Source organism: Rhizobium sp. A22-96, assembly GCF_053521805.1.
In genome coordinates this window covers 911,283-935,470 of sequence record NZ_JBNWDQ010000001.1, presented here as the reverse complement: position 1 = coordinate 935,470, position 24,188 = coordinate 911,283, and the positions used below count along the sequence as shown (strand labels likewise).

At 59.0% G+C, this 24,188-nt stretch carries 21 protein-coding genes; 8 read left to right on the top strand and 13 right to left on the bottom strand.

What is annotated here, in order from left to right; all coding sequences use genetic code 11:
• Nucleotides 1-7 precede the first annotated feature (7 nt).
• The 4 genes from ACQZ6F_RS04195 to ACQZ6F_RS04180 all read right to left on the bottom strand — a co-directional run bounded on the left by ACQZ6F_RS04195 (nucleotide 8) and on the right by ACQZ6F_RS04180 (nucleotide 5,115).
• The gene (locus ACQZ6F_RS04195; RefSeq protein WP_449092771.1) at nucleotides 8-1,516 is read right to left on the bottom strand and encodes an ABC transporter substrate-binding protein; all 1,509 of its coding nucleotides are present in this window, start codon (nucleotides 1,514-1,516) and stop codon (nucleotides 8-10) included.
• Nucleotides 1,517-1,601: 85 nt separating this feature from the next.
• Nucleotides 1,602-2,339 (bottom strand): FadR/GntR family transcriptional regulator, encoded by a 738-nt coding sequence (locus tag ACQZ6F_RS04190; RefSeq protein WP_449092770.1) that lies wholly within the window; start codon nucleotides 2,337-2,339, stop codon nucleotides 1,602-1,604.
• 192 nt (nucleotides 2,340-2,531) lie between these two features.
• A complete protein-coding gene (locus ACQZ6F_RS04185; protein ID WP_449092769.1) occupies nucleotides 2,532-3,974 on the bottom strand; it encodes a M81 family metallopeptidase in 1,443 nt (480 codons plus the stop codon).
• Between the two features lie 7 nt (nucleotides 3,975-3,981).
• A complete protein-coding gene (locus ACQZ6F_RS04180) occupies nucleotides 3,982-5,115 on the bottom strand; it encodes an ROK family protein (protein WP_449092768.1) in 1,134 nt (377 codons plus the stop codon).
• A gap of 323 nt (nucleotides 5,116-5,438) precedes the next feature.
• Between ACQZ6F_RS04180 and ACQZ6F_RS04175 the strand changes: the two genes are divergently transcribed.
• Nucleotides 5,439-6,935, top strand: a complete 1,497-nt coding sequence (locus ACQZ6F_RS04175; protein WP_449092767.1) for an MDR family MFS transporter — start codon at nucleotides 5,439-5,441, stop codon at nucleotides 6,933-6,935.
• Nucleotides 6,936-6,995: 60 nt separating this feature from the next.
• Here ACQZ6F_RS04175 and ACQZ6F_RS04170 read toward each other — a convergent pair whose 3' ends face one another.
• A complete protein-coding gene (locus tag ACQZ6F_RS04170) occupies nucleotides 6,996-7,790 on the bottom strand; it encodes a FadR/GntR family transcriptional regulator (protein WP_449092766.1) in 795 nt (264 codons plus the stop codon).
• Between the two features lie 416 nt (nucleotides 7,791-8,206).
• On the opposite strand from ACQZ6F_RS04170, the gene ACQZ6F_RS04165 reads away from it, so the two are divergent.
• From ACQZ6F_RS04165 to ACQZ6F_RS04155, 3 genes are all read left to right on the top strand, one after another.
• Nucleotides 8,207-9,673, top strand: coding sequence for a DHA2 family efflux MFS transporter permease subunit (locus ACQZ6F_RS04165; protein WP_449092765.1), 1,467 nt, complete (start codon nucleotides 8,207-8,209; stop codon nucleotides 9,671-9,673).
• 419 nt (nucleotides 9,674-10,092) lie between these two features.
• Complete coding sequence (locus ACQZ6F_RS04160) at nucleotides 10,093-11,139, top strand: NAD(P)-dependent alcohol dehydrogenase (protein ID WP_267549094.1); 1,047 nt, start codon at nucleotides 10,093-10,095, stop codon at nucleotides 11,137-11,139.
• A gap of 242 nt (nucleotides 11,140-11,381) precedes the next feature.
• Nucleotides 11,382-13,124, top strand: coding sequence for a cation:proton antiporter domain-containing protein (locus ACQZ6F_RS04155; RefSeq protein WP_077467742.1), 1,743 nt, complete (start codon nucleotides 11,382-11,384; stop codon nucleotides 13,122-13,124).
• A gap of 3 nt (nucleotides 13,125-13,127) precedes the next feature.
• On the opposite strand, the gene ACQZ6F_RS04150 is transcribed toward ACQZ6F_RS04155, so the two are convergent.
• The 3 genes from ACQZ6F_RS04150 to ACQZ6F_RS04140 form a co-directional block, all read right to left on the bottom strand.
• Nucleotides 13,128-14,039: an acetamidase/formamidase family protein gene (locus ACQZ6F_RS04150; protein ID WP_449092764.1), complete on the bottom strand. Its 912-nt coding sequence runs from the start codon at nucleotides 14,037-14,039 to the stop codon at nucleotides 13,128-13,130.
• Nucleotides 14,040-14,140: 101 nt separating this feature from the next.
• On the bottom strand, nucleotides 14,141-15,196 hold the full coding sequence (locus tag ACQZ6F_RS04145; RefSeq protein ID WP_449092763.1) for an alginate lyase family protein: 1,056 nt from the start codon (nucleotides 15,194-15,196) through the stop codon (nucleotides 14,141-14,143).
• A 97-nt stretch (nucleotides 15,197-15,293) separates the two neighbouring features.
• A complete protein-coding gene (locus ACQZ6F_RS04140; RefSeq protein WP_449093134.1) occupies nucleotides 15,294-16,244 on the bottom strand; it encodes a GlxA family transcriptional regulator in 951 nt (316 codons plus the stop codon).
• An 85-nt stretch (nucleotides 16,245-16,329) separates the two neighbouring features.
• Here ACQZ6F_RS04140 and ACQZ6F_RS04135 point away from each other — a divergent pair, with 85 nt between their 5' ends.
• From ACQZ6F_RS04135 to ACQZ6F_RS04120, 4 genes are all read left to right on the top strand, one after another.
• Complete coding sequence (locus ACQZ6F_RS04135; RefSeq protein WP_449092762.1) at nucleotides 16,330-17,016, top strand: DJ-1/PfpI family protein; 687 nt, start codon at nucleotides 16,330-16,332, stop codon at nucleotides 17,014-17,016.
• A 104-nt stretch (nucleotides 17,017-17,120) separates the two neighbouring features.
• Nucleotides 17,121-17,537, top strand: a complete 417-nt coding sequence (locus ACQZ6F_RS04130; RefSeq protein WP_449092761.1) for a hypothetical protein — start codon at nucleotides 17,121-17,123, stop codon at nucleotides 17,535-17,537.
• A 183-nt stretch (nucleotides 17,538-17,720) separates the two neighbouring features.
• Complete coding sequence (locus ACQZ6F_RS04125; RefSeq protein WP_449093133.1) at nucleotides 17,721-18,719, top strand: alpha/beta hydrolase; 999 nt, start codon at nucleotides 17,721-17,723, stop codon at nucleotides 18,717-18,719.
• Nucleotides 18,720-19,074: 355 nt separating this feature from the next.
• The gene (locus ACQZ6F_RS04120; RefSeq protein ID WP_136687288.1) at nucleotides 19,075-19,908 is read left to right on the top strand and encodes an alpha/beta fold hydrolase; all 834 of its coding nucleotides are present in this window, start codon (nucleotides 19,075-19,077) and stop codon (nucleotides 19,906-19,908) included.
• Nucleotides 19,909-19,985: 77 nt separating this feature from the next.
• On the opposite strand, the gene ACQZ6F_RS04115 is transcribed toward ACQZ6F_RS04120, so the two are convergent.
• From ACQZ6F_RS04115 to ACQZ6F_RS04095, 5 genes are all read right to left on the bottom strand, one after another.
• The gene (locus ACQZ6F_RS04115; RefSeq protein ID WP_169055465.1) at nucleotides 19,986-20,159 is read right to left on the bottom strand and encodes a hypothetical protein; all 174 of its coding nucleotides are present in this window, start codon (nucleotides 20,157-20,159) and stop codon (nucleotides 19,986-19,988) included.
• Nucleotides 20,160-21,074: 915 nt separating this feature from the next.
• A complete protein-coding gene (locus ACQZ6F_RS04110) occupies nucleotides 21,075-21,305 on the bottom strand; it encodes a hypothetical protein (protein WP_077467748.1) in 231 nt (76 codons plus the stop codon).
• 727 nt (nucleotides 21,306-22,032) lie between these two features.
• Entirely contained in the window at nucleotides 22,033-22,242 is a 210-nt protein-coding gene (locus ACQZ6F_RS04105; RefSeq protein WP_068393822.1) for a cold-shock protein, read from the bottom strand.
• Nucleotides 22,243-22,520: 278 nt separating this feature from the next.
• A complete protein-coding gene (locus ACQZ6F_RS04100; protein WP_449093132.1) occupies nucleotides 22,521-23,027 on the bottom strand; it encodes a hypothetical protein in 507 nt (168 codons plus the stop codon).
• Between the two features lie 64 nt (nucleotides 23,028-23,091).
• Nucleotides 23,092-24,123, bottom strand: coding sequence for a zinc transporter ZntB (locus ACQZ6F_RS04095; protein WP_449092760.1), 1,032 nt, complete (start codon nucleotides 24,121-24,123; stop codon nucleotides 23,092-23,094).
• Between the last annotated feature and the right edge of the window lie 65 nt (nucleotides 24,124-24,188).

Sequence of the window (24,188 nt, the reverse complement as noted above, 5' to 3'; positions counted from 1 at the left end):
TCTTGGCTCAGTTGCTCTTCTTCACGCCGACAAGGCGGATCATCCCGTCCGGGGACGGAGTGAAGCCGGATACCTTCTTGTTGTAGGCCCAGATCCAGGCCTGATGTCCGAGGAAGATGATCGGCAGGTCCTTGTCGAGGATGGCTTCTGCCGCATCGTATTTCTGCTTGCGCACGGCATTGTCCTGCGACTGGCGAGCCTCGAGCAACAGCTTGTCGACCTCGGGATTGCTGTATTTGGAATCGTTGAGGCCGGCGCCCGTCGTCACGAACTGCTGGATATTGCCGTCGGGATCGGAGCGGCCGGACCAGTCTGAACGGCTGAGCTGGTAGTTGCCGCTCGACTGCGCGTCCAGCAGCGTCGCGAATTCGGTGGTTTTCAGCGTTACGTCAAAACCGGCCTCGGCGACCATAGACTGGATGATCTGCATCATCTGCATCGAGACGGGATTGTTGGCGACCGCAAGCTCGACGGGGATCCGGTCGAAGCCGGCTTCCTTGATGAGGGCCTTGGCCTTGTCGACGTCTCGGGCGGGAACCGGCACGTCCTTGTCGAACCACGGGCTGTTGGGCGCGAATGGCTGATTGCCGGCAAGACCGGTGCCGTCAAAGACGATCTGCATCGCGGCTTCGCGATCGATCGCCAGCGAGAAGGCCTGGCGCAAGCGCTTGTCCTTGCCGAGCGGATTGTCGGCGCGCGCACCATTGCCGACATTGGCATAAACGCCGAGCCAGCCGGTGCCGATCGCATCGGCATAGACCAGATTGGGGTCAGCCTTCACCGTGCCGACATCGGATGCCGCCACACGCTCGATCATGTCGAGATCGCCGGAGCGCAGGTTTGCCAAGCGAACCGTCGTGTCGGGGATCGGCAGGTAGGTGACCTTGTCGATGAAGATATTGTCCTTGTTCCAGTAATCCTGGAACTTCTCAAGCACGATGCGGTCCTGTTGTACGCGTTCGACGAACTTGAACGGCCCGGAGCAGACGGGATGATCGCCGAACTTCGCTCCGGTGGCTTTCGCCGCCGTCGGCGAGACCATCATGCCGGAACGGTCGGAAAGCTGGGCGAGCAGCGTGACGTCAGGTGCCTTTAAGGTGAAGGTGACTTGGTATTCGCCCGATGCCTCGACTTTGGCGACGGAGGAGAGCTCGCTTTTGCGGCGCGATTCCGGCAAGGTCTGGTAGCGCTGGATATTATCGACCACCGCCTGTGCGTTGAACGGCGTCTCGTCCTGGAACTTGACGCCCTGGCGCAGTTCCATGATCAGCTGCTTGCCGTCAGCCGACCACTTCCACGAGGTGGCGAGCTGCGGCACGAACTTCAGATCCGGCGTGACATCGACAAGCTTGTCGCACAGCGCGGTATAGACGATGCGGCCGACGAATGTACGCGATTGGGCCGGGTCCAGCGCATCGGCGTCATCCTGCAGGCCGATCTTGAGTTCGACAGCGAAAGCCGGCAATGCAACCAAGGCACCGGCGGCAAGCGATGTCAGGAATTTGGCGATCTTCATCTTGTTCTCCTGATTATAGTTTTCGTTTTTTGCAGTTTCGGCCGGTTTCCTCTCCGGCCGTGGTCTGGTGCAAGCAGGCCTTTGGTCAGCCTACCTCTTCAGTCAGCGGTTCCTGCTGGTGGCGCGCATCGAGCGAGGTGATGCGGATCAGGCTTTCCTGGAGCATCAGCAGATGTTCGCGCATGGCTTCGGCTGCACGCATCGGGTTGCGCGCCGCAATGGCGTCGATGATCGCCATATGCTGCGCATAGGAGACCGGGCGCGTCTTATTGATGCTGCGGGCCAATTCACGAATGGTTTGCCATGCCTCGTCCTGACGGACATGGTTGATGACGTCGAAGATGGTCAGAAAGAACTGGTTGCCGGCGCTCTCGGCGATCAGTCGATGCAGCGCGCCATCCCAAAGTTCGCGGCTGTCGGCATCATCGCTGGCGGTGATTTTCTTCGTCAATTCATACATGCGGTCGATGTCATCGGGCTTGGCGCGCATGGCTGCTAGCTGGGCCAATTGCGGCTCGATGCGCAGGCGCACCTCCATGACTTCCATGAGGTCGGTGCCGGCGACCAGCGAGCTCACATGCTCGCTCCAGCCGTCTGGGCGTTGTCCTGCGTAGGTTCCAGAACCCTGGCGCCGCCAGACGCGACCCTCGGCCTCCAGTACCTCCAGCGCCCGCCGGATCGCGCGGCGGCTGATGCCGAAGGTTTCCGACAGGGCGCGTTCGGTCGGAAGTTTTCCGTCCGCCGGCAGTCCATCCGAATTCAAAAGGCCCCGGAGCTTTTCCAGGGCGTAGACCGAATTCTCCGGAAGGCTGTTGATCACCATGTTGAGGGTGTGAACCAATTTCCAATTGGTTCAATAAAAGTTCAACACAACTCTGCCGTCAAGCTCTTTTTTGTGCAATTTCTGCAATGCACAATGTTTGTGCGCAATGCATCGAAGCGGCCTGCGAAATAGGGCCGCCTGAGTGCAATTCTGGATGGATTTTGCCCGGCGTATTGCCGCCGGGCTTGAGGTTCAGCGACCGATGGCCCGCGCCGAGATCGCCGTCTCGGGGGTGAACTCGAAGTCCTTGTCGAAGGGATAGGTCGGCTTCGTCTTGCGCAGACGTGGCAAGCGTTCGACGAACTGGTCGACGACCCCCGGCGAAAGCGCCATCAGGTTCGGATTGGCGATCGGCGCCAGCTCCGGCGAGAGATAGCCTGACTTGACGACGATGATCTTTGCACTGTGCGGATCGAGGCCAAGGCGCGTGAAATCGGAGAGGTTGTGGTAGGGGCGGCGTTTTGCCGACAGCACAAGATCGATGCCGCTGATGGAGACCACGGCCTGTGCCTCGATCGGGTCTGAGGTTTCAAACAGGAATTTGACGGTGAAGCTGCCTTTTACGGGCTTGCTTCCCTTCGTATCGAGCGATGCGCCAACCGAGAGATCGAGGGTGGCGCCAATGCCGGCCGCGTAGCAGGCTTCCGTGGCTGCCTTATCGGCGATACCGGCGAATATGACGCCCTTCGCATTGTTGGCGATAAGCTCAGCGAGCACATCGGCGCGATCTCCGACGCCGCCGCCTGTGGGATTATCGCCGGATTCGGCCAGAACCACAGGCGCGGTCGGGCTGACGATCGCCTTGGCGACGCATTCCTCGATGGTGCCGGTCTCGCAGCCGAAAACGAAATCCTTGCGCACATCCCAATAGGCCTGCGCGAGACGTTTCGCTTCCCGTTCGAGAACTGCACGATCCGTGCCGGTCATGATGGCGGCGGCCGTGGCGCGCGGCTCGTCGGCCCAGACATAGCCGACCATCAGCGAGGCATCCCAGACCCCATCAATGGCATCGATCCCGGGGAGCATGTCGTAGAGACTTTTGGCCGGTTCATCGACCGTGCTGGTGCGCTCACCCGGCAACACCACTGGGATCGGCGCCCAGAGCAGGATCGGCTTCACGCCGGTCTTGAGGCTTTCCGTCAGCATCTTGACGGCGCGGCGCATTGTCTCCTCGACGTCGATATGCGGTGCGGTCCGATAGGTGGAATACATGTCGAGCCCATCGATGATGCGCTGGGTGACGTTGCCGTGCAGGTCATAGCTGGCGGAAACCATGCAATCGTCGCCGACAAGGGCGCGTGCGGCGCTGATCCAGTCGCCCTCGGCATCTTCCATGCCTTCGACATACATAGCGCCGTGCATGGCAAGATAGAGCCCGTCGAGCGGCAGCAATGGCTTCAGACGCTCCAGGAACTCCGCCTTGAAGGCTTCATATGTATGACGGGCGACCGGACCGCCGGCGATGGCCCTGGCATGGATGGTCGGCAGGAATTCGCCGTCATAATCCCGAAGGAAGGCGAAGTAGGGCGCGGCTGTCAGTTCTTCGCCGCGAAGGACGCGAAAATCCTTCTCCTCGTTCAGGACGGGATTATAGGTGCTGCATTCGATGTGAATGCCTCCGACGGCAATGCGCATGGGAACCTCAATTCGGGGTGGGGCCAATCAGAAAATTATGGGCGGCAATGCTGGCGGCGCCGCGCGCCCAGACATCGCCATCGACGCGCTGCGTGCGGATCGGCGTCTGGCCGGCATAGCGCGGCAATACGTTCGCCTCGGCTGCCTGCCGCATGACGGTGCCGAAGAGGCCGTCGAAGCGGCCCTCGACATGGGTGATCAGGATCATGCCGGGATCGTTGAACTGGATCAGATGGGCAATTGCCAGGCCAAGCGCATTGCCGGCGCGATGCAGGATGCGGATGGCGGCTGCATTGCCGAGCGAAGCCTCGGCTTCCAGATCGTCGAGAGAATTGCAGGCGAGACCTTCGGCCTTCGCCATTTCCTTGATCGCCTTCATCGAGGCGACTGTGTCGAGGCAGCCGCGCTTGCCGCAACGGCAGGGCGAGCCATTGGGTTCGATGGTGCAATGGGCAATCTCGCCGGCGCCGCCGTGATTGCCGCGATAGAGATTGCCGCCGATGAAATGCGCGCAGCCTATGCCTTCATCGAATGAGACGACGCTGAAGTTCTGCACATCGCGCGTGCTGCCAAACAGCTTTTCGCTGACGGCGACTGCCTTGGCATCGTTCTCGATGAAAGTGTCGACGCCAGTCTTCTGTCTGACGATGCTCGCGAACGGCACGTCCTTCCAGCCGAGCAATGTTGATTGGACGCAGTTTGCCTGTTTCTCGTCAACAAAGCCCGAGAGCGCAATGCCGATGCCGTAAAGCTTGCGGAGAGCGTCCTCACGTTCCGTCAGCAGTCTCGGCAGCATCTCGGCTATCGATTCGGCGATAACCTCCGGATCGCGCGATCGCGGCATGGTCTGGCGTGCGACGATGTTACCGTTGAAATCGCTGAGCACCATCGGCGCGGGGTCTTCAAGCAATGAAATACCGACGAAGAAGGCGCCCTCCGGGTGCAGATCCAACAGGATCGACGGGCGGCCCTGGCCATAGATTGTCTCCGTCTCGTGCAGGACGCCAAGGGAGATCAGGTCGCGGGCAATTCCGCTCATGGCAGCTTTGCTCAAACCCATGGATGCTGCGAGAACAGTGCGGCTCAAAGGGCCTGATTGGCTGATCACGCGCAGAAGCTGCTGCTGGGAAGAGGTGAGCAATTCGACGTTCCGCCTCAGATTTTAGTCTGTTTTTCCGACAATAAGTTCAGAAAATAAACAAATCAACGGAAATAAATTTAGCGGAGAGCTTATTTGCGTACATCGCAATCGATGGATTCAGTCAATCCACGCGATCTGCAGTTGCGTTTAAACAGTTGACACCGCCCCATATCAGTATGCAATGCTTATCATAACAATTTAGGCAAAATCCCCCTCAGTCGCCTCGTCTTCCGGCGCCGATTCCAAAAATCAAACGCTCAACCATGCCGCCTCGACGGTCTGTGCGTATTCGATGCCGGGTGCAGCAGTCAGAAAGGAATACCATGTCCAGCACGGTCGATCGCTCGAGACGCCCGTTGGTCATCGTCTCGATCATGCTTGCGACCTTCATGGTTGCCGTCGAAGCGACGATTGTCGCGACCGCCATGCCGCGCATTGTCGGTCAGCTCGGCGGGTTCACCTATTACAGTTGGGTCTTCTCGGCCTTTCTGCTGGCGCAGTCCACCACGACGGTTATCTATGGCAAGCTTTCCGATATTTTCGGCCGCAAGCCCATGCTGATCGGCGGCATACTGATCTTTCTCGTCGGCTCGACGCTTGCGGGCTTTGCCTGGTCGATGGCATCGCTGATCGCTTTCAGGCTGTTGCAGGGCCTGGGCGCCGGCGCCATCCAGCCCGTGACGATGACGGTGGTCGGCGATCTCTACAAGCTGGAAGAGCGTGCCAAGGTGCAGGGCGCGCTTGCCAGTGTCTGGGCGGTGTCGGCCGTCATCGGTCCGCTCGCCGGCGGCATCATCGTCGACAATCTCTCCTGGGCGTGGATCTTCTGGATCAACCTGCCGGTTGGCGTCCTTTCCATCGCCGGCTTCATATTCTTCCTGCATGAGCGCATCACGCCGCGGGAAGCGAAGATCGACTATCTCGGCACGTTCCTGTTTTCGATCTCGATCGTATCGCTGCTGATCATTCTGACGGAGACCGATTCCGGCTTTGCCGTTCTTGGCCCGCTAGCGATCGTCTTTATTGTCAGCGGCATCCTGTTCATCTGGCAGGAAAGGCGGGCGCCTGAGCCGATCATCTCGATCACGCTCTGGAGCCAGCGATTGATCGCAACCAGCAATGCCGCGACCCTACTTGCCGGCATGGCCTTGATCGGCCTGACGACGGTTCTGCCGATCTATGTTCAGGGTGTCCTTGGCCGTTCGCCACTTGAGGCCGGCTTCACCCTGACCATGCTGATCGTCGGCTGGCCGCTGGCGGTGATGTTAGCCAGCCGGTTCTTCCGCATGTTCGGCATCCGCAGGACATTGCGCGCCGGCAGCTTCATGTTTCCGTTCGGTGCTCTCTTTCTCCTCTTCCTCACCCCGGAAAGCAGCCCGATCATCGCCGGAGTCGGCTCGTTTCTGATGGGCTTCGGCATGGGCCTCATCAGCCTCACCAGTGTCGTGCTGGTGCAGGAGAGCGTCGAGTGGTCGATGCGCGGCAGCGCGACCGCGTCGATCATCTTCTCGCGCAGCCTCGGCAATACGCTTGGCGCCACGGCGCTGGGTGCGATCATGAATGTCGGCATCGCGCATTACGGCAGCGGCGAACTGGCTACCAGGCTACACGACCTTCTGAACCAGCCAACCGGGCTTTCCGATCTCGGCGGCGATCCGGCCATCAGGGGTGTTTTTGACGCCGCTCTGCATTGGAGCTTCTGGGCAGTCGTCGTTGTCGCCGTCACGACCTTCGCAACCATCTGGCTCATTCCGGTGGCTCACGACGCCGGTCGCCGGGCGGCAGTCAAGACGGATGCGCAGGATGCCATGACGCATTGATGGAACGATACCGGCACTTGCTTCGGGCGCCGGTATCTGTTCTGCGTCGGGGCAAGCGGATCAGGTGTCGTCGTAGGTCATAAGCCAGGATTCGAGCAGGCGCCGGGAGGCCTGAAGCGCTGCCTCGGAATCGCGCGCGGCGATCGCATCGAGAATGGCCTTGTGAAAGGGCAGGGCGCGCTTCTGGCCCTCCGCGATATCCTCGAGACCTGAAAGCGTGCGATTGGCATAGATCCCGACTGCGATCAGGTCGATCAACTGCGAATAGATCATGTTGTGGGTGGCGGCGAAAATCGCCGTATGAAAGCGCAGGTCGGCATCGGCATTGGTGTTGATGTCACCGATGCTGGAAGCCATGTCTTCGTAAGCGGAGCGAATGGCGGCAATGTCCTGCTCGGTGCAGCGCGCAGCCGCGCGGGCCGTTGCTTCCGGCTCCAGTGCAAGCCGGAGATCCTTGATCGCGCGCATGATTTCCACCGAAGGCCCGGTCTCGTAATACCAGACCATGACATCGGTATCGAGGTGATGCCAGTTGGAGCGTTCCTTGACGCGTGTGCCGACACGGGTCTTGATTTCCACCAGCCCCTTACCGGCAAGGCATTTCATCGCCTCGCGGATGACGGTGCGGCTGATGCCGAATTGTTCGACGAGGTCTGGCTCGTTCGGCAATGTCGTGCCGACCGGATAGTGCCCGCCGACGATGCGGCGACCAAGCTCGTGGACGAAATAGCCGAAGACGCCGCGCCGAGGGATCGTACCGTATTTTCGCACAAAGGCATCGAATGGTGATTGCGTTACGATCAGTTTCGACTCCGGGGTGGGCGGAGTGGGCATTGCGTCAAGGCTTTGTTTCATTATGCGGGGCTCTCATTCCTATTGCTGCGCCATCGAGAGAATAATCATCAGTCTATACTTGCTTGAGAGGCTTCATGCTGATGTCTCGGCTTGTTTGAGGCTGTTCCATAGTGTTCCGATATCGATCCTGTCGTTCTTCATGCGGCATGTTTCGACGAAAAACCCTACCATGTCTTGTGCGTGAATGCCTACTGGCCCGCTGTGACCACTCCGTTTACCGATGCAATGCTTGGGCGCACGACGCTCCGCACTTGTCCGCACCGTGAGGCTGAGTGGAACAGCGATCAAATTGCGCCCCCTTCAATAGGCGAAACGTGATCGGCAGAGCGATTGATGGGACGATTTCGATCTATCGTAAACGTTGCCGAAGCGTTTAAATGCGGTGAAATGCCGGGAGGATTCGGAGTGGCTGACGAATGAATGACATGTCCACGCGCGGACAGCGGGAGGAAAAGCAGACAGTGGCGAGCTCGCGGCCGCTGTTGATCGCCTTGCTCGTGGCCGGTGCTTTTTTCATGGAAAATCTGGATGGCACGGTCATCGCGACGGCGCTGCCACAGATGGCGGTGTCCTTCGGTGCCCGTCCGGTCGATCTCAATATCGGCATGAGCGCCTATCTTCTGACGCTTGGGGTCTTCATTCCGATCAGCGGCTGGATCAGCGATCGCTTCGGCGCGCGGCTGGTGTTCACCACGGCTGTCGTCATCTTCACACTCGCCTCGGTCCTGTGCGGCTTTGCCAACGGCATTGGCTCGTTTGTCGCCATGCGTATCCTGCAGGGTATTGGCGGGGCGATGATGGTGCCGGTGGGCCGGCTTGTCGTCCTGAACAACACTCCGAAGGACAAGTTGATTTCGGCAATTGCGACTATCACCTGGCCGGCGCTGGTCGCGCCGGTGCTGGGACCACCGCTCGGCGGCTTCATTACCGACCATGCGAGCTGGCGCTGGATTTTCTTCCTCAATCTGCCGCTCGGTATTTTGGCATTCGTTTTTTCGCTCATGCTCATTCCCGAAACCAAGAGCACGGCGCGACCACCTTTTGACTGGGTCGGGTTCATCGTCAGCGGCGTTGGGTTGGCAAGCCTGATGTATGGACTGGAATTGATCGGTCGCCCCGATCCTGTCTGGCTGGAAGCTGGAGCCTATGTGGCGGTCGGACTGGTCCTTCTGACCCTATCCGTTTTTCATTTCCGAAGGACAGAGCATCCGCTCATCGATCTCTCCGGATTGAAGCTGCCGACCTTTGCAGTCACCATCTCCGGTGGGTCGCTGTTTCGCACGGCCATCGGCGCGGTGCCGTTCCTGCTGCCGCTGATGTTTCAGGTCGGCTTCGGGCTCAGCGCCTTTCATGCCGGCATGCTGACGCTGGCGGTTTTTGCCGGGAATCTGGCGATGAAGCCGGCAACGACACCGATCCTGCGCCGCTTCGGCTTCAAACCGGTGCTGATCGTCAATGGCATCCTGAATGCCGTCTTCATTGCCGCCTGCGCTTTGTTTTCGCCCGATACGCCACTTTGGTTCATCGTGCCGGTGCTGTTCATCGGCGGCATGTGCCGCTCGATGCATTTCACGGCATTGAACACAATTGCCTTCGCCGACATTCCGCCGCGACAGATGACGGGCGCCAATACGCTGTTCAGCACTGTTTTTCAGCTGACGATGGGTATGGGTATCGCTGTGGGCGCGATCGGTATCCGTATCGGTCAGGCCGTGAGCGCGCCGCTTGGCATGGGCGGCATCGTCGCCATCGAGTTTCGCCTCGCCTTTGTCCTGCTCGGGATTATTGCGCTGCTCGCCGTGCTGGACTGCCTGCCGCTTGATCGCAAGGCTGGCGATAATGTGTCACGCAAACCGAAGGCCGGCGTGAAGAAGGCGGCGTAGCGGTGTGTATTGCAGGTTCGTTCAATGTGGGTATTGGATAAGATTATAGTGCAACAATATTGCCGGTATGGCCATCAGGATGATCAAGAGCATCGCAAAGCTTGCGGTGCGCAGCACTTTCATCCGGCGGACGCGGTGCCCGCTCCAATCGTATACTGCCATAATGAGCCCTCCCTTTTTTCCTCGATTATTAGAAAGGCAAGAAATGGAACTCCAGTCAATATTGGCAATAGGATGTTAAATAATTAGATTTTTCTAATAATCTCAGGTGTTGGATTGTTTTGCTACATCCGTTGAGCGATCCAGCTTGCATCCGTGCAAAGGTTATTTTGCGGTACCCACCCTGGCGATATAACGGGTGAGACATTCGTTTCCGCGGCGGCGGAACTACTGGTTGCTTTGAAAAGAGGAAGAACGTGATGAGCAAGGTGCGTGCCCTGGTGTTGGAGCGTCAGCATGAACTGGCGATCCGCGATATCGATCTGCCGCAGGAGGTCGGGCCGGGCGAGGTGAAGATCAAGATCCATACGGTCGGTGTCTGCGGCTCCGACGTGCATTATTACACCCACGGCAAGATTGGCCCCTTCATCGTTAACGAGCCGATGGTGCTCGGGCATGAAGCCGCGGGTACGGTGGTCGAACTCGGCGCGGGTGTCACGCATCTGAAGGTCGGCGATCGTGTCTGCATGGAGCCGGGTATTCCCGATGCGAATTCCAAGGCCAGCCGCCTCGGCCTGTACAATGTCGATCCCGCCGTCACCTTCTGGGCCACGCCGCCGATCCATGGTGTGCTGACGCCCTTCGTCGTTCATCCGGCCAACTATACCTTCAAGCTGCCTGACAATGTCAGCTTTGCAGAAGGGGCGATGATCGAGCCCTTTGCTGTCGGCATGCAGGCGGCGACCAAGGCGCGCATCACCCCAGGCGATACGGCTGTCGTCCTCGGCGCCGGCCCGATCGGCATCATGGTGGCGATCGCAGCGCTTGCCGGCGGCTGCGCGCGGGCGGTCGTTGCCGACCTTGCCCAGCCGAAACTCGATATCGCCGCCCAATATCAGGGCGTCATTCCGGTCAATATTCGCGAGAAGAACTTGGTCGAGGAGATCAATCGCCTGACGGATGGCTGGGGTGCGGATGTCGTCTTCGAATGCTCTGGCTCACCCAAGGCCTGGGAAACTCTCATGGCGCTGCCGCGTCCAGGTGGCGCCGTCGTTGCCGTCGGCCTGCCGGTCAATCCGGTCGGCTTCGATGTTTCGACGGCATCGACCAAGGAAATCCGCATAGAGACGGTGTTCCGCTATGCCCACCAGTATGAACGCTCCATCGCGCTGATTGCCTCGGGTCGCGTCGATCTGAAGCCGTTGATCTCGGAGACCTTCGCCTTCGAGGAGTCCGTCAAGGCCTTCGACCGCGCCGTCGAAGCACGGCCCACGGATGTAAAGCTGCAGATCGTTCTCGATCAGTAAGATATCTATCGACGTCGCCTTGCTGGCACGAGGCGGCGTTTTCTTCCATTTTGCACGATCCCGTAGACGGCCCGGCAGAAGCGATGCAAGCATTTCCAGGAAAAGTGCGCAGCGGTTTCCGTCCGGAATGCGTAAAAACAAAGCGGCAGAGCCCTTTCGCTATTCGAAGAAGAGCGAAAATGCTTTAGGTAGCCTGAAACAAAGAGAAACGGGCTTAACGCCGTGAAACGGGAAGGACTGCCGTGCCGCACGACGTTGCATTGATCGCATTGATTGCCGCTGGCTTCGTATTCGCGGCTGTTTTCGGCTATCTGGCCGACAGGCTGCACCTGCCGCCATTGGTTGGCTATCTGGTTGCGGGCGTGATCATCGGCTCGTCGACGCCGGGCTTTGTCGCCGATGTTTCGCTCGCATCGCAATTGGCCGAGATCGGCGTCATCCTGCTGATGTTCGGGGTCGGCTTGCATTTTTCGGCGGCTGATCTGCTCGCGGTGCGCGGTGTCGCCATTCCAGGCGCCATCGGCCAGATCCTGATAGCCACCCTGTTGGGCATCGGCTTGGCCTCCCTCTGGGGCTGGGGCGTCGGTGCCGGCGTAGTGCTGGGACTGAGCCTTGCCGTCGCCAGTACGGTCGTACTGCTGAAAGCGCTGGAAGAGCGCAATCTGGTGAGTTCGACGAATGGCCGCGTCGCAGTCGGCTGGCTCATCGTCGAAGATCTGGTCATGGTGCTGGCGCTCGTGCTGCTGCCGGCCTTTGCCGGTGTCATGGGCGGCCACACGGATGCCGGCGAGCATGCGGCATCCGGTTCGATCTGGCTGACGATCGGCATGACACTGGTCAAGGTTGCCGCCTTTGCTCTTGTCGCGATCTTCATAGGTCCGCGCATCGTCCCCTGGCTGCTGACATCCGTTGCCCGCACGGGCTCGCGTGAGCTCTTCACGCTGTCGGTTCTGGCGATCGCGCTTGGCATCGCCTTCGGGGCGGCGGAGATCTTCGGCGTTTCCTTCGCGCTCGGGGCTTTCTTTGCCGGGCTCGTGATGAGTGAATCGCATCTCAGCCATAGGGCGGCGGCCGATTCCCTGCCGTTGCAGAACGCCTTCTCGGTGCTGTTTTTCGTCTCCGTCGGCATGCTGTTCGATCCCTCGGTGCTGGTGCGCGAACCGTTGATGGTTGGGGGCGTGCTCGCGCTCATCATGCTCGGCAAGTCGTTGATCGCTTTCGGTGTGGTGTTGCTGCTGCGTTATCCGGCGAGCATGGGATTTGCCGTTGCCGCCGGTCTGGCGCAGATCGGCGAATTTTCTTTCATCTTGGCTGGACTTGGTGTTTCGCTCGGCCTGCTATCGCGAGAGGGGCAGGATCTCATTCTCGCAGGTGCGATCCTGTCGATCACGCTCAATCCGTTGGCCTTCTTCGCGGTCGAGAAAATCGAGAATTGGACGTTTGCGCGGTGGCCATCGCTGGCCAACAAATATGGCATGGCAAAGCAGGATGGGCTGCGCCGCGAGCTGACCATTATCAGCAAGCAGCGTGAAGAACGGGATCAGCAGCATCATCTCGAGATCGAGCAGCTGATCGAAACCTTTCCGATGTTTGCCGAGCTGGATGACAATGCGCATGAAGAGCTTCTGTTGCTTTTCCGGCCGAGATCGGCCTCTCCGGGTGATCGCGTTATCCGCACAGGCGACCGCGGCGACAGCATGTTCTTCATCGCCTCCGGCGCCGTGGAAGTGCAACTCGAGGAGGACGAGATTCCGCTCGGCGCAGGCGCCTTCTTCGGCGAAATGGCTCTATTGACGGGCGCGCGCCGCACCGCCGATGTGGTCGCCGTCGATTTCTGTCAGCTCTTCGTGCTGGAACGCCGCGATTTCAACCTGTTCATGTCGCGACACCCGCAATTGCGTGCCGCCGTCAGCCGCATGGCGCGGGAACGGCAGGAAAGCAACGTGTCGCGCCAACGGCGCGACGAGGCGCAGGATGCGGGCTGAGGGTTAGCGCCGCTTCAACCAGGATTTCGAAACCCGGCAGGCCATGGTGTAGGCCGGGTCGAAGACATTGCCGACATCGTAACGCACGACCTGACCGAGCAGGTGGCTGGCAGCGGTCTTGTCGAGACCATAATCAGAGTCGAGCCAGCGCAGCATCTCGCTCGTGGCGTGCTGTAGCGCTTGGTCGAGTGGCCGGGCATTGCCGATGGTGAAGATGTCGTCGGCCGTTTCGCCGCGCGGCCAGATGATGGTCTTCCTCTTCTCCACGCTCAGCCGCACCGTCACCTCGAAGGTGGTCTCGATCCCCGTGCCGACGATCTCGCCGTCTCCCTGTACCGCATGGCAATCACCGAGGAAGAAAAGGGCGCCCGGCGCCGATACCGGGAACCAGACGGTCGTGCCCGGTCCGAGCAGCCGGTAATCCATGTTGCCGCCGAACTCGCCGCTGGTGGCGGTCGAGATCGCCTGGCCGAGCGAAGGCGCCACCCCAAAGCAGCCGATCATCGGCGCGAGTGGCAGCGTGAGTGCCTCAAGGCCGGCGACCGGCTCTGCAAGCCTGGTCGCCAGGGCCTGACGATCGATTTGCCAGATCACCTTCTTGCTCTCCGGCAGGGCTCTCACATCGCGCGGATCGACGACATTGCCGGCAACGACGCTGCGGGTGAATCCCGTATCGCGTGTCGGCACCATGGTCAGAATTTCGACCTTGAGAGAATCGCCCGGTTCCGCCCCTTCGACGAAGATCGGGCCGTTCATCGGATTGGGGCCCGAGATGCGATTGATATCGTGCTTGTCATAACCGGCCGCATCGAGCGTTTCGGTAATGACGGTATCGCCATCGGCGATGTGCAGGGCGGGCGGCAACGAGCCGATGACATTGTGGTAGGTGTTTGGAACGAAGCGATGTGTTGTCATTGCGTCTGCGGCCTCTTGTGTATTCTTGATTTGCCTGACCTTAGGTGGCTCGCATGACGAGGAAAAGGTCAAACACGGTCGGTGCCGATCGATCATCACCATTAGTTCGGCGGCAGGCCGCCAAGATAAGGCATGCTGCGTGATGGCAGCTTCTTCAGCAGCGCATCAAGCGCAGGGGCTGGAAAGCGGCGTTCAAAGGGGACTGCCCAGGCGATGTCGTCCGCCTGAAGGTGCATTCCTACCTGTTGAGCCCCGGCTGCAGCGGCAAAGGAGGAAGGGTCGTCAATCCCGGCAACGACCGCCCGAACGAGACGAGGCAAGGCATTGTCATCGGCCGCGTAGAGATCGATACCATTGGCGGAGGCCAATTCCGCTATTGTCACGAGAGGAGCGGCGGCGAAAATATGATAGTGGAGCGCTCTGGATCGCCGCACCATTTCCAGCGGCAAGGTTCCATTCGGTTGGATCTGGCTCGCGCCGATCTTGAAGCTGCCGACGCCCCAATCGAACAGATCCTTTCGATTTGCCGCAATGCCGGCAGCCGTGGCGGTAAACCCGGCCCAGTAGCGATGATTGTTGCGTCCGTCGCTCTTATCGTCTCGCTGTTGGTAGTAGGTGATGTTGTGCGATGCGACGTCGGCGAGCCATCCCGCTATCCGCGAGCGTTGATCTGAGGGGATGTTGGTATCGGAGCGGATTTTGAGCCAGGTGACCGCGAAGGAGCCAAGCACCCAACCCTGCACATAGACTGCCTGGTTCGTCGCCGTGGCGCCGGTCAGCGCGCCGCTGGTGGCAAAGCTGTCGAGGAAATGTGCGGCGCAGGTCGCGCTGGCTTCACCGTCTCCGGCTCGATAGCGGTCGGCCATGGCATTGACGGTTCGCATTGCCGCACGCAGACTGCCGGTCGCTTCGTCATAGGCCTTCTTGCGCACGGGATCGACGATGGAATGTGCCGCGTCGCTATAATAATCGGCGGCCTTGATAGACGTCGGCAGGTTGGGTGGCGTGGGGCACGTGAATGGCTCGGTCTTTTGCGCGGAGACAGGCGTGTCCCACGGGCTTCGCAGGTCGGCGGCCTGCGCCTGGGCGACATCCGCCAACAGGAGAGACATGGCCACGACTGCAGACTTTCGGACGATGGCATCGAAGCGAGACATTTGACACCTGACCTGTGATGGGTGTTTGCGGCGGGATCGTCAGATGACTATTGCCGGGTTGATGGCGATTTTGCGTTCATCATCGGACGGCGGCTGCCTAGCCGAAATGATCGCGAAATGCCTGCGGAGTCGTCCCGAATTTCCGCATGAAGTTGCGCCGCATTGTCTCTTCCGACGCGAAGCCGCAGCGCGTCCGTGCTTGATGAACCGTTAACCCTTCTTCGAGAAGGCGGCGCGCAGCTTCGATGCGAATGTCTTCCACGGCTCTGGCCGGTGTGCGCCCCGTGCCTTTCACGTAATGACGGGAGAAACTGCGCGCACTCATATTCGCCTGCTCAGCAAGGGCAGGCAGGGAAAGGTCAGCGCGCAGATTGTCCATGATCCAGGCATGCAGACGGTCGAAGCGTTCGTCGCTTTGCTGCAGGCGCAGTGCCGAGCTGAATTGCGCCTGGCCACCCGGTCGCTTCAGGAAGACGACGAGTTCTCGCGCCACCGAAAGCGCCAGCTTGCGCCCGAGGTCCGCCTCGACGAGCGCAAGGGCAAGATCGATACCTGCGGTGACACCGGCCGAGCTCCAGATCTGCCCGTCTTGAACGAAGATCGGATCAGGTTCGAGCTTCACTCGAGGGAAGCGCTTCGAAAATTCCTCGATGCGGTTCCAATGGGTTGCCGCCCGTCGCCCGTCGAGAAGTCCGGCTTCGGCAAGCAGAAAGGCGCCGCTGCAGACGGAGGCGGTTCGCCGGGCGCTGGCTGATCGCCGTCGTATCCATTCGACCAGCTCCAAGTCTTCGCAAGCCTTGTTGACGCCCCAGCCGCCGGCGATCAGCAAAGTGTCGAGCGAGCCACTGGTGTCGCCGAGCGGCTCCGTCAGCAGCACAAGACCCGCGCTGGTCCTGGTTTGTGTGCCGGCCGCGACGGCGACGGCCTCGTAGGGCTGAGGCAGGCCATTGTTGGACGCGGTTTCATTGGCGCTGGTGAAAACCTGCAGCGGACCGGTGATATCCAGCAGCTGGGCATTCTCGAAGGCGAGTATCTCGATGCGGCGCATGATTGGCAAGAAATGAGGGTTGATTGGCAAATGCGCCAAATTGTTTTCGCATAAGATTGGCAAAGTCAATCACTGGAGACGTATCATGACCATTCGCTTCGGCCTGCTCGCCTTCCCAGGCGTCCAGCAACTCGATCTGACGGCGCCCTATGAGGTATTCGCATCGATGGACGATGCCGAAGTTCATCTTGTCTGGAAGGATCGATCGCCCGTCATTTCGGCAACGAAGCTGGTACTGCAGCCGACGACGACTTTCGCCGACTGCCCGCAGCTCGACGTCATCTGTGTGCCCGGCGGCAGCGGTGTCAACGCGCTGCTGGAGGATGAAACAGTTCTGGCTTTCATCCGCAAGCAGGCGGAGCAAGCACGCTTCGTGACATCGGTATGCACCGGCGCCCTGGTGCTCGGCGCTGCCGGTCTGCTAAAAGGCAAGAAGGCGACGACCCATTGGAACGCCAAGGATTTTCTCGCGGGCTTCGGCGCCATCGCCACGCCGGGGCGCGTCGTGCGGGATGGCAATATCTTCACCGCGGGCGGCGTTACAGCCGGCATCGATTTCGGACTGACCATCGTTGCAGCCTTGCGGGATCGAGAAGAGGCGGAAACAATTCAGCTGTCGCTGGAATATGCGCCTGAGCCGCCGTTTCATTCCGGTCTGCCGGAAGAGGCGAGCGCCGATGTCTTGGCAAAGACGAAGGCACGTCTTGCCGGCTCACGGACGGCGCGTGAGGCGATCATGGCTCGTTTGGCGGCGGCGCGACAGGCCGATTGAGCTTCCGGGGTTTCTCACATCCCGTCTGTCACCTCATTGCAATGGAAGATCGATAATCAGTCGATCATACCGCCGGTCCGATCGGCATTCCCATCGAGGTGATCATGAGCAATCGCGCGACCAAGATCCTGCCCCACCACCGGTTTTCGCACTCGCTGGGCGCGCCGCTGGCGCGCGTCCAGGGCACCATAGCCCATGTGTTCGAGGCCCCGGACAATCACCACGGGGCAAACCATCAGCATTTTACCGTCACAATCAGCGCAGTGCTGAAGTTCGACGGTGGCGACGAGGATATCAATGGGCAGACCGTTTTCGTCGCCGTTCGCTTTGGCGACGACGAGGGGCTGGATCACGAGATTCCCGACCTGAAGGCGGGCGAGCCGATCGAGCTGCAGGGCGAATATATCCCGATCGCTTCTGCTTACCCCACGGACGATAACAGCAATCCGGTATTGCCTGTTCTTCATTTCACGCATCATCCGGTCGGCTATGTGATGTACAAGGGCGTACATTACAGCTGATGGCCAAGCCCGCGCCGCTTGGCCATCAACCGCCAATCAATCCATCTCGTTCTCTGCTCTGCTTGACTCAAAGCGCATTTCTGCGACCGTAGCGTTGCGACATCCTGTTCGGCCTTGAGGGAAAAGGCTTATCTTATGAACGAGTTCCGGTCACTTCGCTGCACAATCCTCTTTGCCATGACGATGGTTGTTGTGACAGTATTTGGCTTTGTGCCGTTCGCATCGGCATTTGCGGCAGAGGTGGTTGATTTGCCGCCGCAGACGAAGGCGTCGAGCGAGCAGATCGAGAAGTTGATCGGTGTCATACGCGAAAACGGCGCCATGTCCGACAAGGACCTGCTACACCGTCGCGCCGATTTCGAAACATTGATGGCGGCGACGCCGGATGCGACGCGGGTGCAGATTCGCCGTGTCGACGCCAATGGCGTCGATGCCGATCTCATGTGGCCGGCAAGGCTCCATCATCCAATCGGCAGGCGGGCGATCCTCTATCTGCATGGAGGCGGCTTCTACAGCGGCTCGCTCAGGACGCATCGCAACATCGCTTCCTCGCTCGCCAAGGCGGCGTCAGCCGACGTGCTGATCATCGATTATCGTCTCGCACCGGACTATGGCTTTTCGGCCCAGACAGACGATGCGATCGCTGCCTATCGCTGGCTTTTGATGTCGGGATACAAGGCCGGAAATATCGTGATCGCCGGCGAGTCCGTGGGGGCGACGCTGGCTATCGAGGTCGTCCTGAACCAGCTTCGCCTGAGGGGTGCGCTTCCCGCAGCCGTGATTGCCATGAGCCCTGTCACCGATTTTGCGGCAACGGGAGCGTCGCTGGTTACCAACGCTGCGAGTGATCCGTTCATGGGCAAGGCCGAGCTGACGGTCATCCGAGACGCCTTCGCGCGTGGTCACTCCGCGGTTGATCCCGATATATCACCGCTCTATGCCAATTTCGGCGGATTTCCGCCGCTGCTGATACAAGTTGGCTCGCGGGAAACATTGCTCGACGACAGTACGCGTCTGGCGGACAAGGTGGAGCAGGCGGGCGGCAATGTGAGCCTGGAGATCTGGCCCGGCATGATCCATCAATGGCAGATTTTTCCGTTCTGGCTCGACGATGCCAGGAGGTCGGTTGCGAGAGTGGCCGAGTTTGCACTTTCGCACTTCGCGGATAAGCCGGCGCAATAATCGACGCGGATGATGTTGGAACGCCCGGTCGTCTGTGGGGCAGGCGGCTCCGAAGGGCGTGGTTTTGGCGAAAGCAAGGCCTTCGACTTCGTTGGTGGAATTATATATCGCGATAAATAATCGCAAAATAAATTTTTATATGGACAAGGGTGAAACGGTTCTCTACAGATATGAATGTCGCGATAATAAATCGCACGATATATTTTTAGTGGAGATTGAAATGAGCCAGTCGATGCATCAAGCTACCCGCCGGGGCGTCATGACAGCCGGGCTCGGCCTTGCCGCCGCCGCCATCACGCCTTTCGCTCAACCTGCGCAAGCCTCTACAAAGCAATCTTCGAAAGGGAAGGACACAATGAGCAGCAGCACGATCACCACCAAGGACGGAACCGAGATTTTCTACAAGGATTGGGGAACAGGGCAGCCGATCGTTTTCCATCACGGATGGCCCTTGAGCGCCGATGACTGGGATGCCCAGATGTTGTTCTTCCTCAATCAAGGCTACCGCGTCATCGCGCATGATCGCCGCGGCCACGGCCGCTCCAGCCAGACAGCGACCGGCAACGAGATGGATACTTACGCCGCTGACGTGGCCGCCCTTGCCGAGCATCTCGATCTGAAAGGTGCCATCCACGTCGGCCATTCCACCGGCGGCGGTGAAGTCGCCCGCTATGTGGGCCAGTATGGCCATCACGGCCGGGTTGCGAAAGCAGTGCTGATCGGTGCCGTGCCGCCAGTCATGGTCAAGTCCGACAAGAATCCGGGCGGCCTGCCGCTGGAAGTATTCGACGGCTTTCGGACTGCTCTTGCCGCCAATCGCGCCCAATTCTACCGCGATATTCCGTCGGGACCGTTCTACGGCTTCAACCGCCCCGGTGCGGCGGTGTCGCAGGGCATCATCGACAATTGGTGGCGCCAGGGCATGATGGGTGGCACCAAGGCGCATTATGATTGCATCAAGGCCTTCTCGGAAACCGATTTCACCGAGGATCTGAAGAAGATCGAAGTGCCGACGCTCGTCATGCATGGCGATGACGACCAGATCGTTCCGATCGCAGATGCGGCTCTTCTCTCCATCAAGCTGCTGAAGAACGGCACGCTGAAAGTCTATAAGGGCTTCCCGCACGGCATGGCCACGACGCATGCAGACGTCATCAATGCCGATCTGCTGGCCTTCTTCAAGGCTTGATAGGATTTAAAGAACAGGGCGCCCGCCGGCAGGCGAGCGCCCACAGCCGGCCGAGTGCTGTTACCACCTCCGCCGCCTCAGCTATCCAGTTTCAATGAAAGCTGAACAGCGCGCGGCAAGGGCGGTAGCGGTCGGCTGATGTCGACGCGGCGTTTCCAATTGGCAAGCCGCTCCTGCTCCCGCTCCCGAAGGGCCTTCGAGACCGCGACAAAGGTCATGGCACGTTCAATGACTTGCTCTGCTTTGCTCATGGATATCTCCATTTGTTCACTTTATGTTCTCATATTGAAAACTCAAAGTCAAGCTCATGACGTATAAGCGCCCGTCGCGCTCCTATGCTCACGCGCTGAGCCGCCGTACTGAAATCGGTCTGTACAGTATACTCATATTGTAACGTCACGAACGGCCTGAAGTTCCGTGCCAATCGCATGCGCCGACCGCGTCGCCGACTATAATCTCCCATGAACTTCGATGCTCAATGAGATCGCGGTAGCTGGGGCTTTTCGATTTTAGAGAAGTGCAGCCTTTGCGGATGACGCCTAGAGCCATCGGCAACAAAAAAGGCCGGAGCGAAACCGCGCCGACCTTCCTGACGTCGCCTCCACACCAATGCCAGTACATCCGTGGTCAGAAGAGGAAAGCGACTAGAACATTGCGAGCGCCAGTTTAGCGCTCACCAGCAATGCTGCTAACAAAGAGATAGTCCATTATTCGTTGAATTCAAGGGGTGGAGAATCTTGCTTCCATTTTTCGGTCGTCTATCCAGCGTAACAGCAAGTATTTTTTGACGTTGCAAAGGCTCGCCGAGCAATCCATCTTTTCCGGTAACCGAATGACTGGTAAAGTACTTGCGATCGATGCGACACGGAAATTGCTCCGCCGCTATCCTTCGCGGTGGCCCATGTCGAAGCTCACATTCAGGTACGCCATTCGCCGGGAATGCGATCGTACCTGGACCGTGTATGATATTTTCACGGGAAGGGCGGCAGAACCCACGCATTGGATCTTGAATGTTCTGACGGAGAAGGAAGCAAAGACCTATTGCGCCATTCTCAACGTCAAGGACATGGAAAGGCGTGAACGACTTGGCTTCTAGAGCCATGTCGCAAGCTGTCCGCTAAACTTGTTGTCCGAATGTATGTGCCACGCCTGGTGAGGCGGCCATCCTATGCCCGGCCGCGTTTGACAGTCTTTTTCTTTTCTTTTACGGGCTTTGCGGCCTTGGGCTCTTCCGTGGCTTCCTGTTGCAGGCGAAGGGCTCGCAGGGCCTCGGTTTTCTTCTCACGGGCGATGTTTTCTGCTGCAACGATGCTCTTTGCTGCATTGTCGGTAATCGTGGCTTTATCACTGCCGAGAGATGCGGTTTTCTTGAAAAACTGTTCTTTGGTAGCTGACATGATCGCTCCTTTTTGCGTAAGGACAAATACGGACGAATGTCCGAAGACTAACGATTTTGAGTCCGGCTTCGGTCGCTCTGGGGTAGCAAGCCATATCTCTGTGGTTCTTATCAAGCTGTGCTATCGTGGACTGGCTCATGCCTCATCTTTAACGCACAGCTTTAACTGTTTTGTACGGGCTCTACGCATTTTTGTCTCTTGGGATATACCCTTTCGGGTCATATCTTTATTGAATGCGCACCATGCTTGATCAATATCATTGCTGGCTGCGAGAACTGCGAGCATGCATTTTCGCTTTTCAACGCGCCGCGCTACGGCCTATCGGGAGACCTGCTTTTTGGCTCCCTTGGCGAGAGGCTTTAGCCAAGGTTCCGATCGCTGAGAGGGAGATCCTTCTCCGTCGGCATGTGGATCTTCGCAGAGCGTTTCGATTTCCGTTGCTGCGATCCGCCGCTCGAAATTCTCGTGCGTGAAGCGAACCTGGTAGTAGGCCTCGACGGTGTCGGAAGGCAGCATACTGATGATGCGACACATCCTCGGAGCTGCCTTCAGCCGAGTGAGATCCGCTTTCAAGACCACCAAGTCTCCAGTCGAATACGTCATTCTGCTCATGGCATCCCCTTATCGGTGGGTCGCAGAAATACAAAAGGCCGGGCTTTAACCCGACCTTCCCCGTCACTCAGTTCATCGCTGCCAGTACATCCGTGGTCAGCATGACGAATGACAATTAGATTGCTCGCAGATTGTCAGCAGAGCTTTTGCCGGTCTTGCGATCGCGCACCAGCTCGTAGCTCAGCTTCTGACCTTCGGCGAGAGAGTTCATTCCAGCGCGCTCGACAGCAGAAATGTGAACGAACACATCCGTAGCGCCGTCTTCAGGCTGAATGAAGCCAAAACCCTTGGCGCTGTTAAACCACTTTACGGTCCCTGAAGTCATAGGGAATTCCTTTCAATTAGACATAGAATTTCGTTCTGTGGAAAAGAATTTCCGCAGTATTACAAAACCGAAATTGAAAGAAAATTCGCGCCACGCTTCCGGGCAAACAAAGATCATCAAGCAAGATCGACAGTTTATAATATAGGGATGAAATAGGGCAAAGGCAAGGCTGCATTTTTTGGCGCGGTGGGCTTGCCATGAGCGACGACGATCATAGAAGTGGTGTCAGTTAGGCGGTTCATTCAAAATGGCCTGACAGCATCGGCTTGCCCGAGCCATCATTGGCGACGCAGGTTGATATCGCTGGTAACGACAGATTTGCCTGATGACAGGTCCTTGTCGATTGTCTGGATTGTCAGTTGGTTGCTGCCTTGTTTGCGGATGGCCATATTGGCATTCCGGTCGCCATTGACCAAGCGTGCCCAGCGCACAGCCAGACTGATCACATCACCCCGTCTGCTCCCGGATAGTTGCGACGACGCACCGGACGGGCCGGTGTACGTGCCCGAATAGCGGGTTCCCCGCGCCGTAAGGTTCGCCGAAATTGCTCGGTTGATGACCAGAAGCCCGCGGCAATTGCCCTTCATCGCAATAGAAGATCCGGGTGCGCTGATAGTGAATTTGCAGGAGACGTTGATCGGCGAGCCTCCGATCTTGCGCAGTACATTGCCGGTCCCAATCCAAGTGCCGTTCAATGGCTTCAGAAATCCGCTCTCATCCGCGGAGGCAGGAGCCGCGGCACAGAGTGCGGCGAGGATTGCAAGAAGGCATGCTTGGCGGCGCATCATCTCAATCTCCTGGGCGGAATTGATAGGGAACGCTGTTGCGGCCCCGGCGGTTCCGCCGCCGTCAGAGCCAGTGTATGCGTTTCATGATGTAGAGGGTAACGGCGGAGGTTGCAGCGACAAGGGCGACGATGATGATGAAAGCCCAGGTGTCGTTGACACCCGGAATGCCGCCGACATTCATGCCGAAAAGGCCGGCGACGACGCTTGGCGGCAGGAGGAGGGCGGCAAGTGCTGCAAGCCGGTTGGAATTGCGCGCGATCCGTTCGCTGATCACGGTCGAGAGGTCGTCGTGCAGAATGCTTGTCCGGTCGCGGATCGCATCCAGATATTCGATGCAGCGCATCAGCTTGTCGATGACCTCACGCATGCGCAACTTGTCGCGTTCGGCAAGCCAGGGCGCATCGTCATGTTCGATACGATTAAGCGCATCGCGCTGCGGCGCGAGATAGCGGCGAAGCTGCACGGCTTGCCTGCGGAGCAGCTTCAGGCGCTCGCGAACTTCGGCTGCTTCGCCGTGGAAGATCAGCTCATCCAGTTCGTCCACTTCCTCGTCCATCCCGTCAAGGACCGGTTCCAGGTCCCTCACGAGCTTGTCGCTGACAAGGGCGAGCAATTCGCCGGTGCGTTTCGGACCCTTACCCTTTTCGAGCACCAGCCGGATGTCGCGAAGCGCTGTGATGTAATGCCCGCTGTCACGAAGCGTCACGACGCGGTTTTCGTCCACCCAGGCGTGAAGCGGCACGAGATCCAGTTCCGCCGCTGCTCCTTCCGCGTCCTCGGGAGGCGAAGCGCAGACCCCGCGCAGGATGATCAGCAAACCGTCGTCGACCGGCTCCACGCGCGGGCGGGATTCATCCTCAAGCAGTGCGTCGGCAACGAGAGGATCGAAACCGCCATTGTCGGCTACCCATGCCGCTGCCGCGTCATGATCGCGCTCGAGATGAACCCAAAGGATCCCGTCTGCAGGCTTCCACTTCCGCAAGCCTGTACTGCTGATTTCACGGCAGCCGCCATTGCCGTCAAGAAGCAGGGCGAAGCGAATTCCGGGTTCGACCCCATAACTCAACTGAACTTTTTGGCCTGCTGCCTCCATCTGCCCTCATCCCCCACGAGTGCAAAAAGCAATCGAAATCATAAGGCTGCTTTCCAAAAGCCTAA

Coding starts and splice junctions, on each gene's coding strand:
- ACQZ6F_RS04145 (WP_449092763.1), bottom strand. CDS start 15,196: ATGTCTCGCTTCGATGCCATCGTCCGAAAGTCTGCAGTCGTGGCCATG.
- ACQZ6F_RS04165 (WP_449092765.1), top strand. CDS start 8,207: ATGAATGACATGTCCACGCGCGGACAGCGGGAGGAAAAGCAGACAGTG.
- ACQZ6F_RS04150 (WP_449092764.1), bottom strand. CDS start 14,039: ATGACAACACATCGCTTCGTTCCAAACACCTACCACAATGTCATCGGC.
- ACQZ6F_RS04130 (WP_449092761.1), top strand. CDS start 17,121: ATGAGCAATCGCGCGACCAAGATCCTGCCCCACCACCGGTTTTCGCAC.
- ACQZ6F_RS04100 (WP_449093132.1), bottom strand. CDS start 23,027: ATGCGCCGCCAAGCATGCCTTCTTGCAATCCTCGCCGCACTCTGTGCC.
- ACQZ6F_RS04170 (WP_449092766.1), bottom strand. CDS start 7,790: ATGAAACAAAGCCTTGACGCAATGCCCACTCCGCCCACCCCGGAGTCG.
- ACQZ6F_RS04115 (WP_169055465.1), bottom strand. CDS start 20,159: ATGAGCAAAGCAGAGCAAGTCATTGAACGTGCCATGACCTTTGTCGCG.
- ACQZ6F_RS04135 (WP_449092762.1), top strand. CDS start 16,330: ATGACCATTCGCTTCGGCCTGCTCGCCTTCCCAGGCGTCCAGCAACTC.
- ACQZ6F_RS04120 (WP_136687288.1), top strand. CDS start 19,075: ATGAGCAGCAGCACGATCACCACCAAGGACGGAACCGAGATTTTCTAC.
- ACQZ6F_RS04110 (WP_077467748.1), bottom strand. CDS start 21,305: ATGTCAGCTACCAAAGAACAGTTTTTCAAGAAAACCGCATCTCTCGGC.
- ACQZ6F_RS04175 (WP_449092767.1), top strand. CDS start 5,439: ATGTCCAGCACGGTCGATCGCTCGAGACGCCCGTTGGTCATCGTCTCG.
- ACQZ6F_RS04140 (WP_449093134.1), bottom strand. CDS start 16,244: ATGCGCCGCATCGAGATACTCGCCTTCGAGAATGCCCAGCTGCTGGAT.
- ACQZ6F_RS04190 (WP_449092770.1), bottom strand. CDS start 2,339: ATGGTGATCAACAGCCTTCCGGAGAATTCGGTCTACGCCCTGGAAAAG.
- ACQZ6F_RS04125 (WP_449093133.1), top strand. CDS start 17,721: ATGGTTGTTGTGACAGTATTTGGCTTTGTGCCGTTCGCATCGGCATTT.
- ACQZ6F_RS04160 (WP_267549094.1), top strand. CDS start 10,093: ATGAGCAAGGTGCGTGCCCTGGTGTTGGAGCGTCAGCATGAACTGGCG.
- ACQZ6F_RS04105 (WP_068393822.1), bottom strand. CDS start 22,242: ATGACTTCAGGGACCGTAAAGTGGTTTAACAGCGCCAAGGGTTTTGGC.
- ACQZ6F_RS04195 (WP_449092771.1), bottom strand. CDS start 1,516: ATGAAGATCGCCAAATTCCTGACATCGCTTGCCGCCGGTGCCTTGGTT.
- ACQZ6F_RS04095 (WP_449092760.1), bottom strand. CDS start 24,123: ATGGAGGCAGCAGGCCAAAAAGTTCAGTTGAGTTATGGGGTCGAACCC.
- ACQZ6F_RS04185 (WP_449092769.1), bottom strand. CDS start 3,974: ATGCGCATTGCCGTCGGAGGCATTCACATCGAATGCAGCACCTATAAT.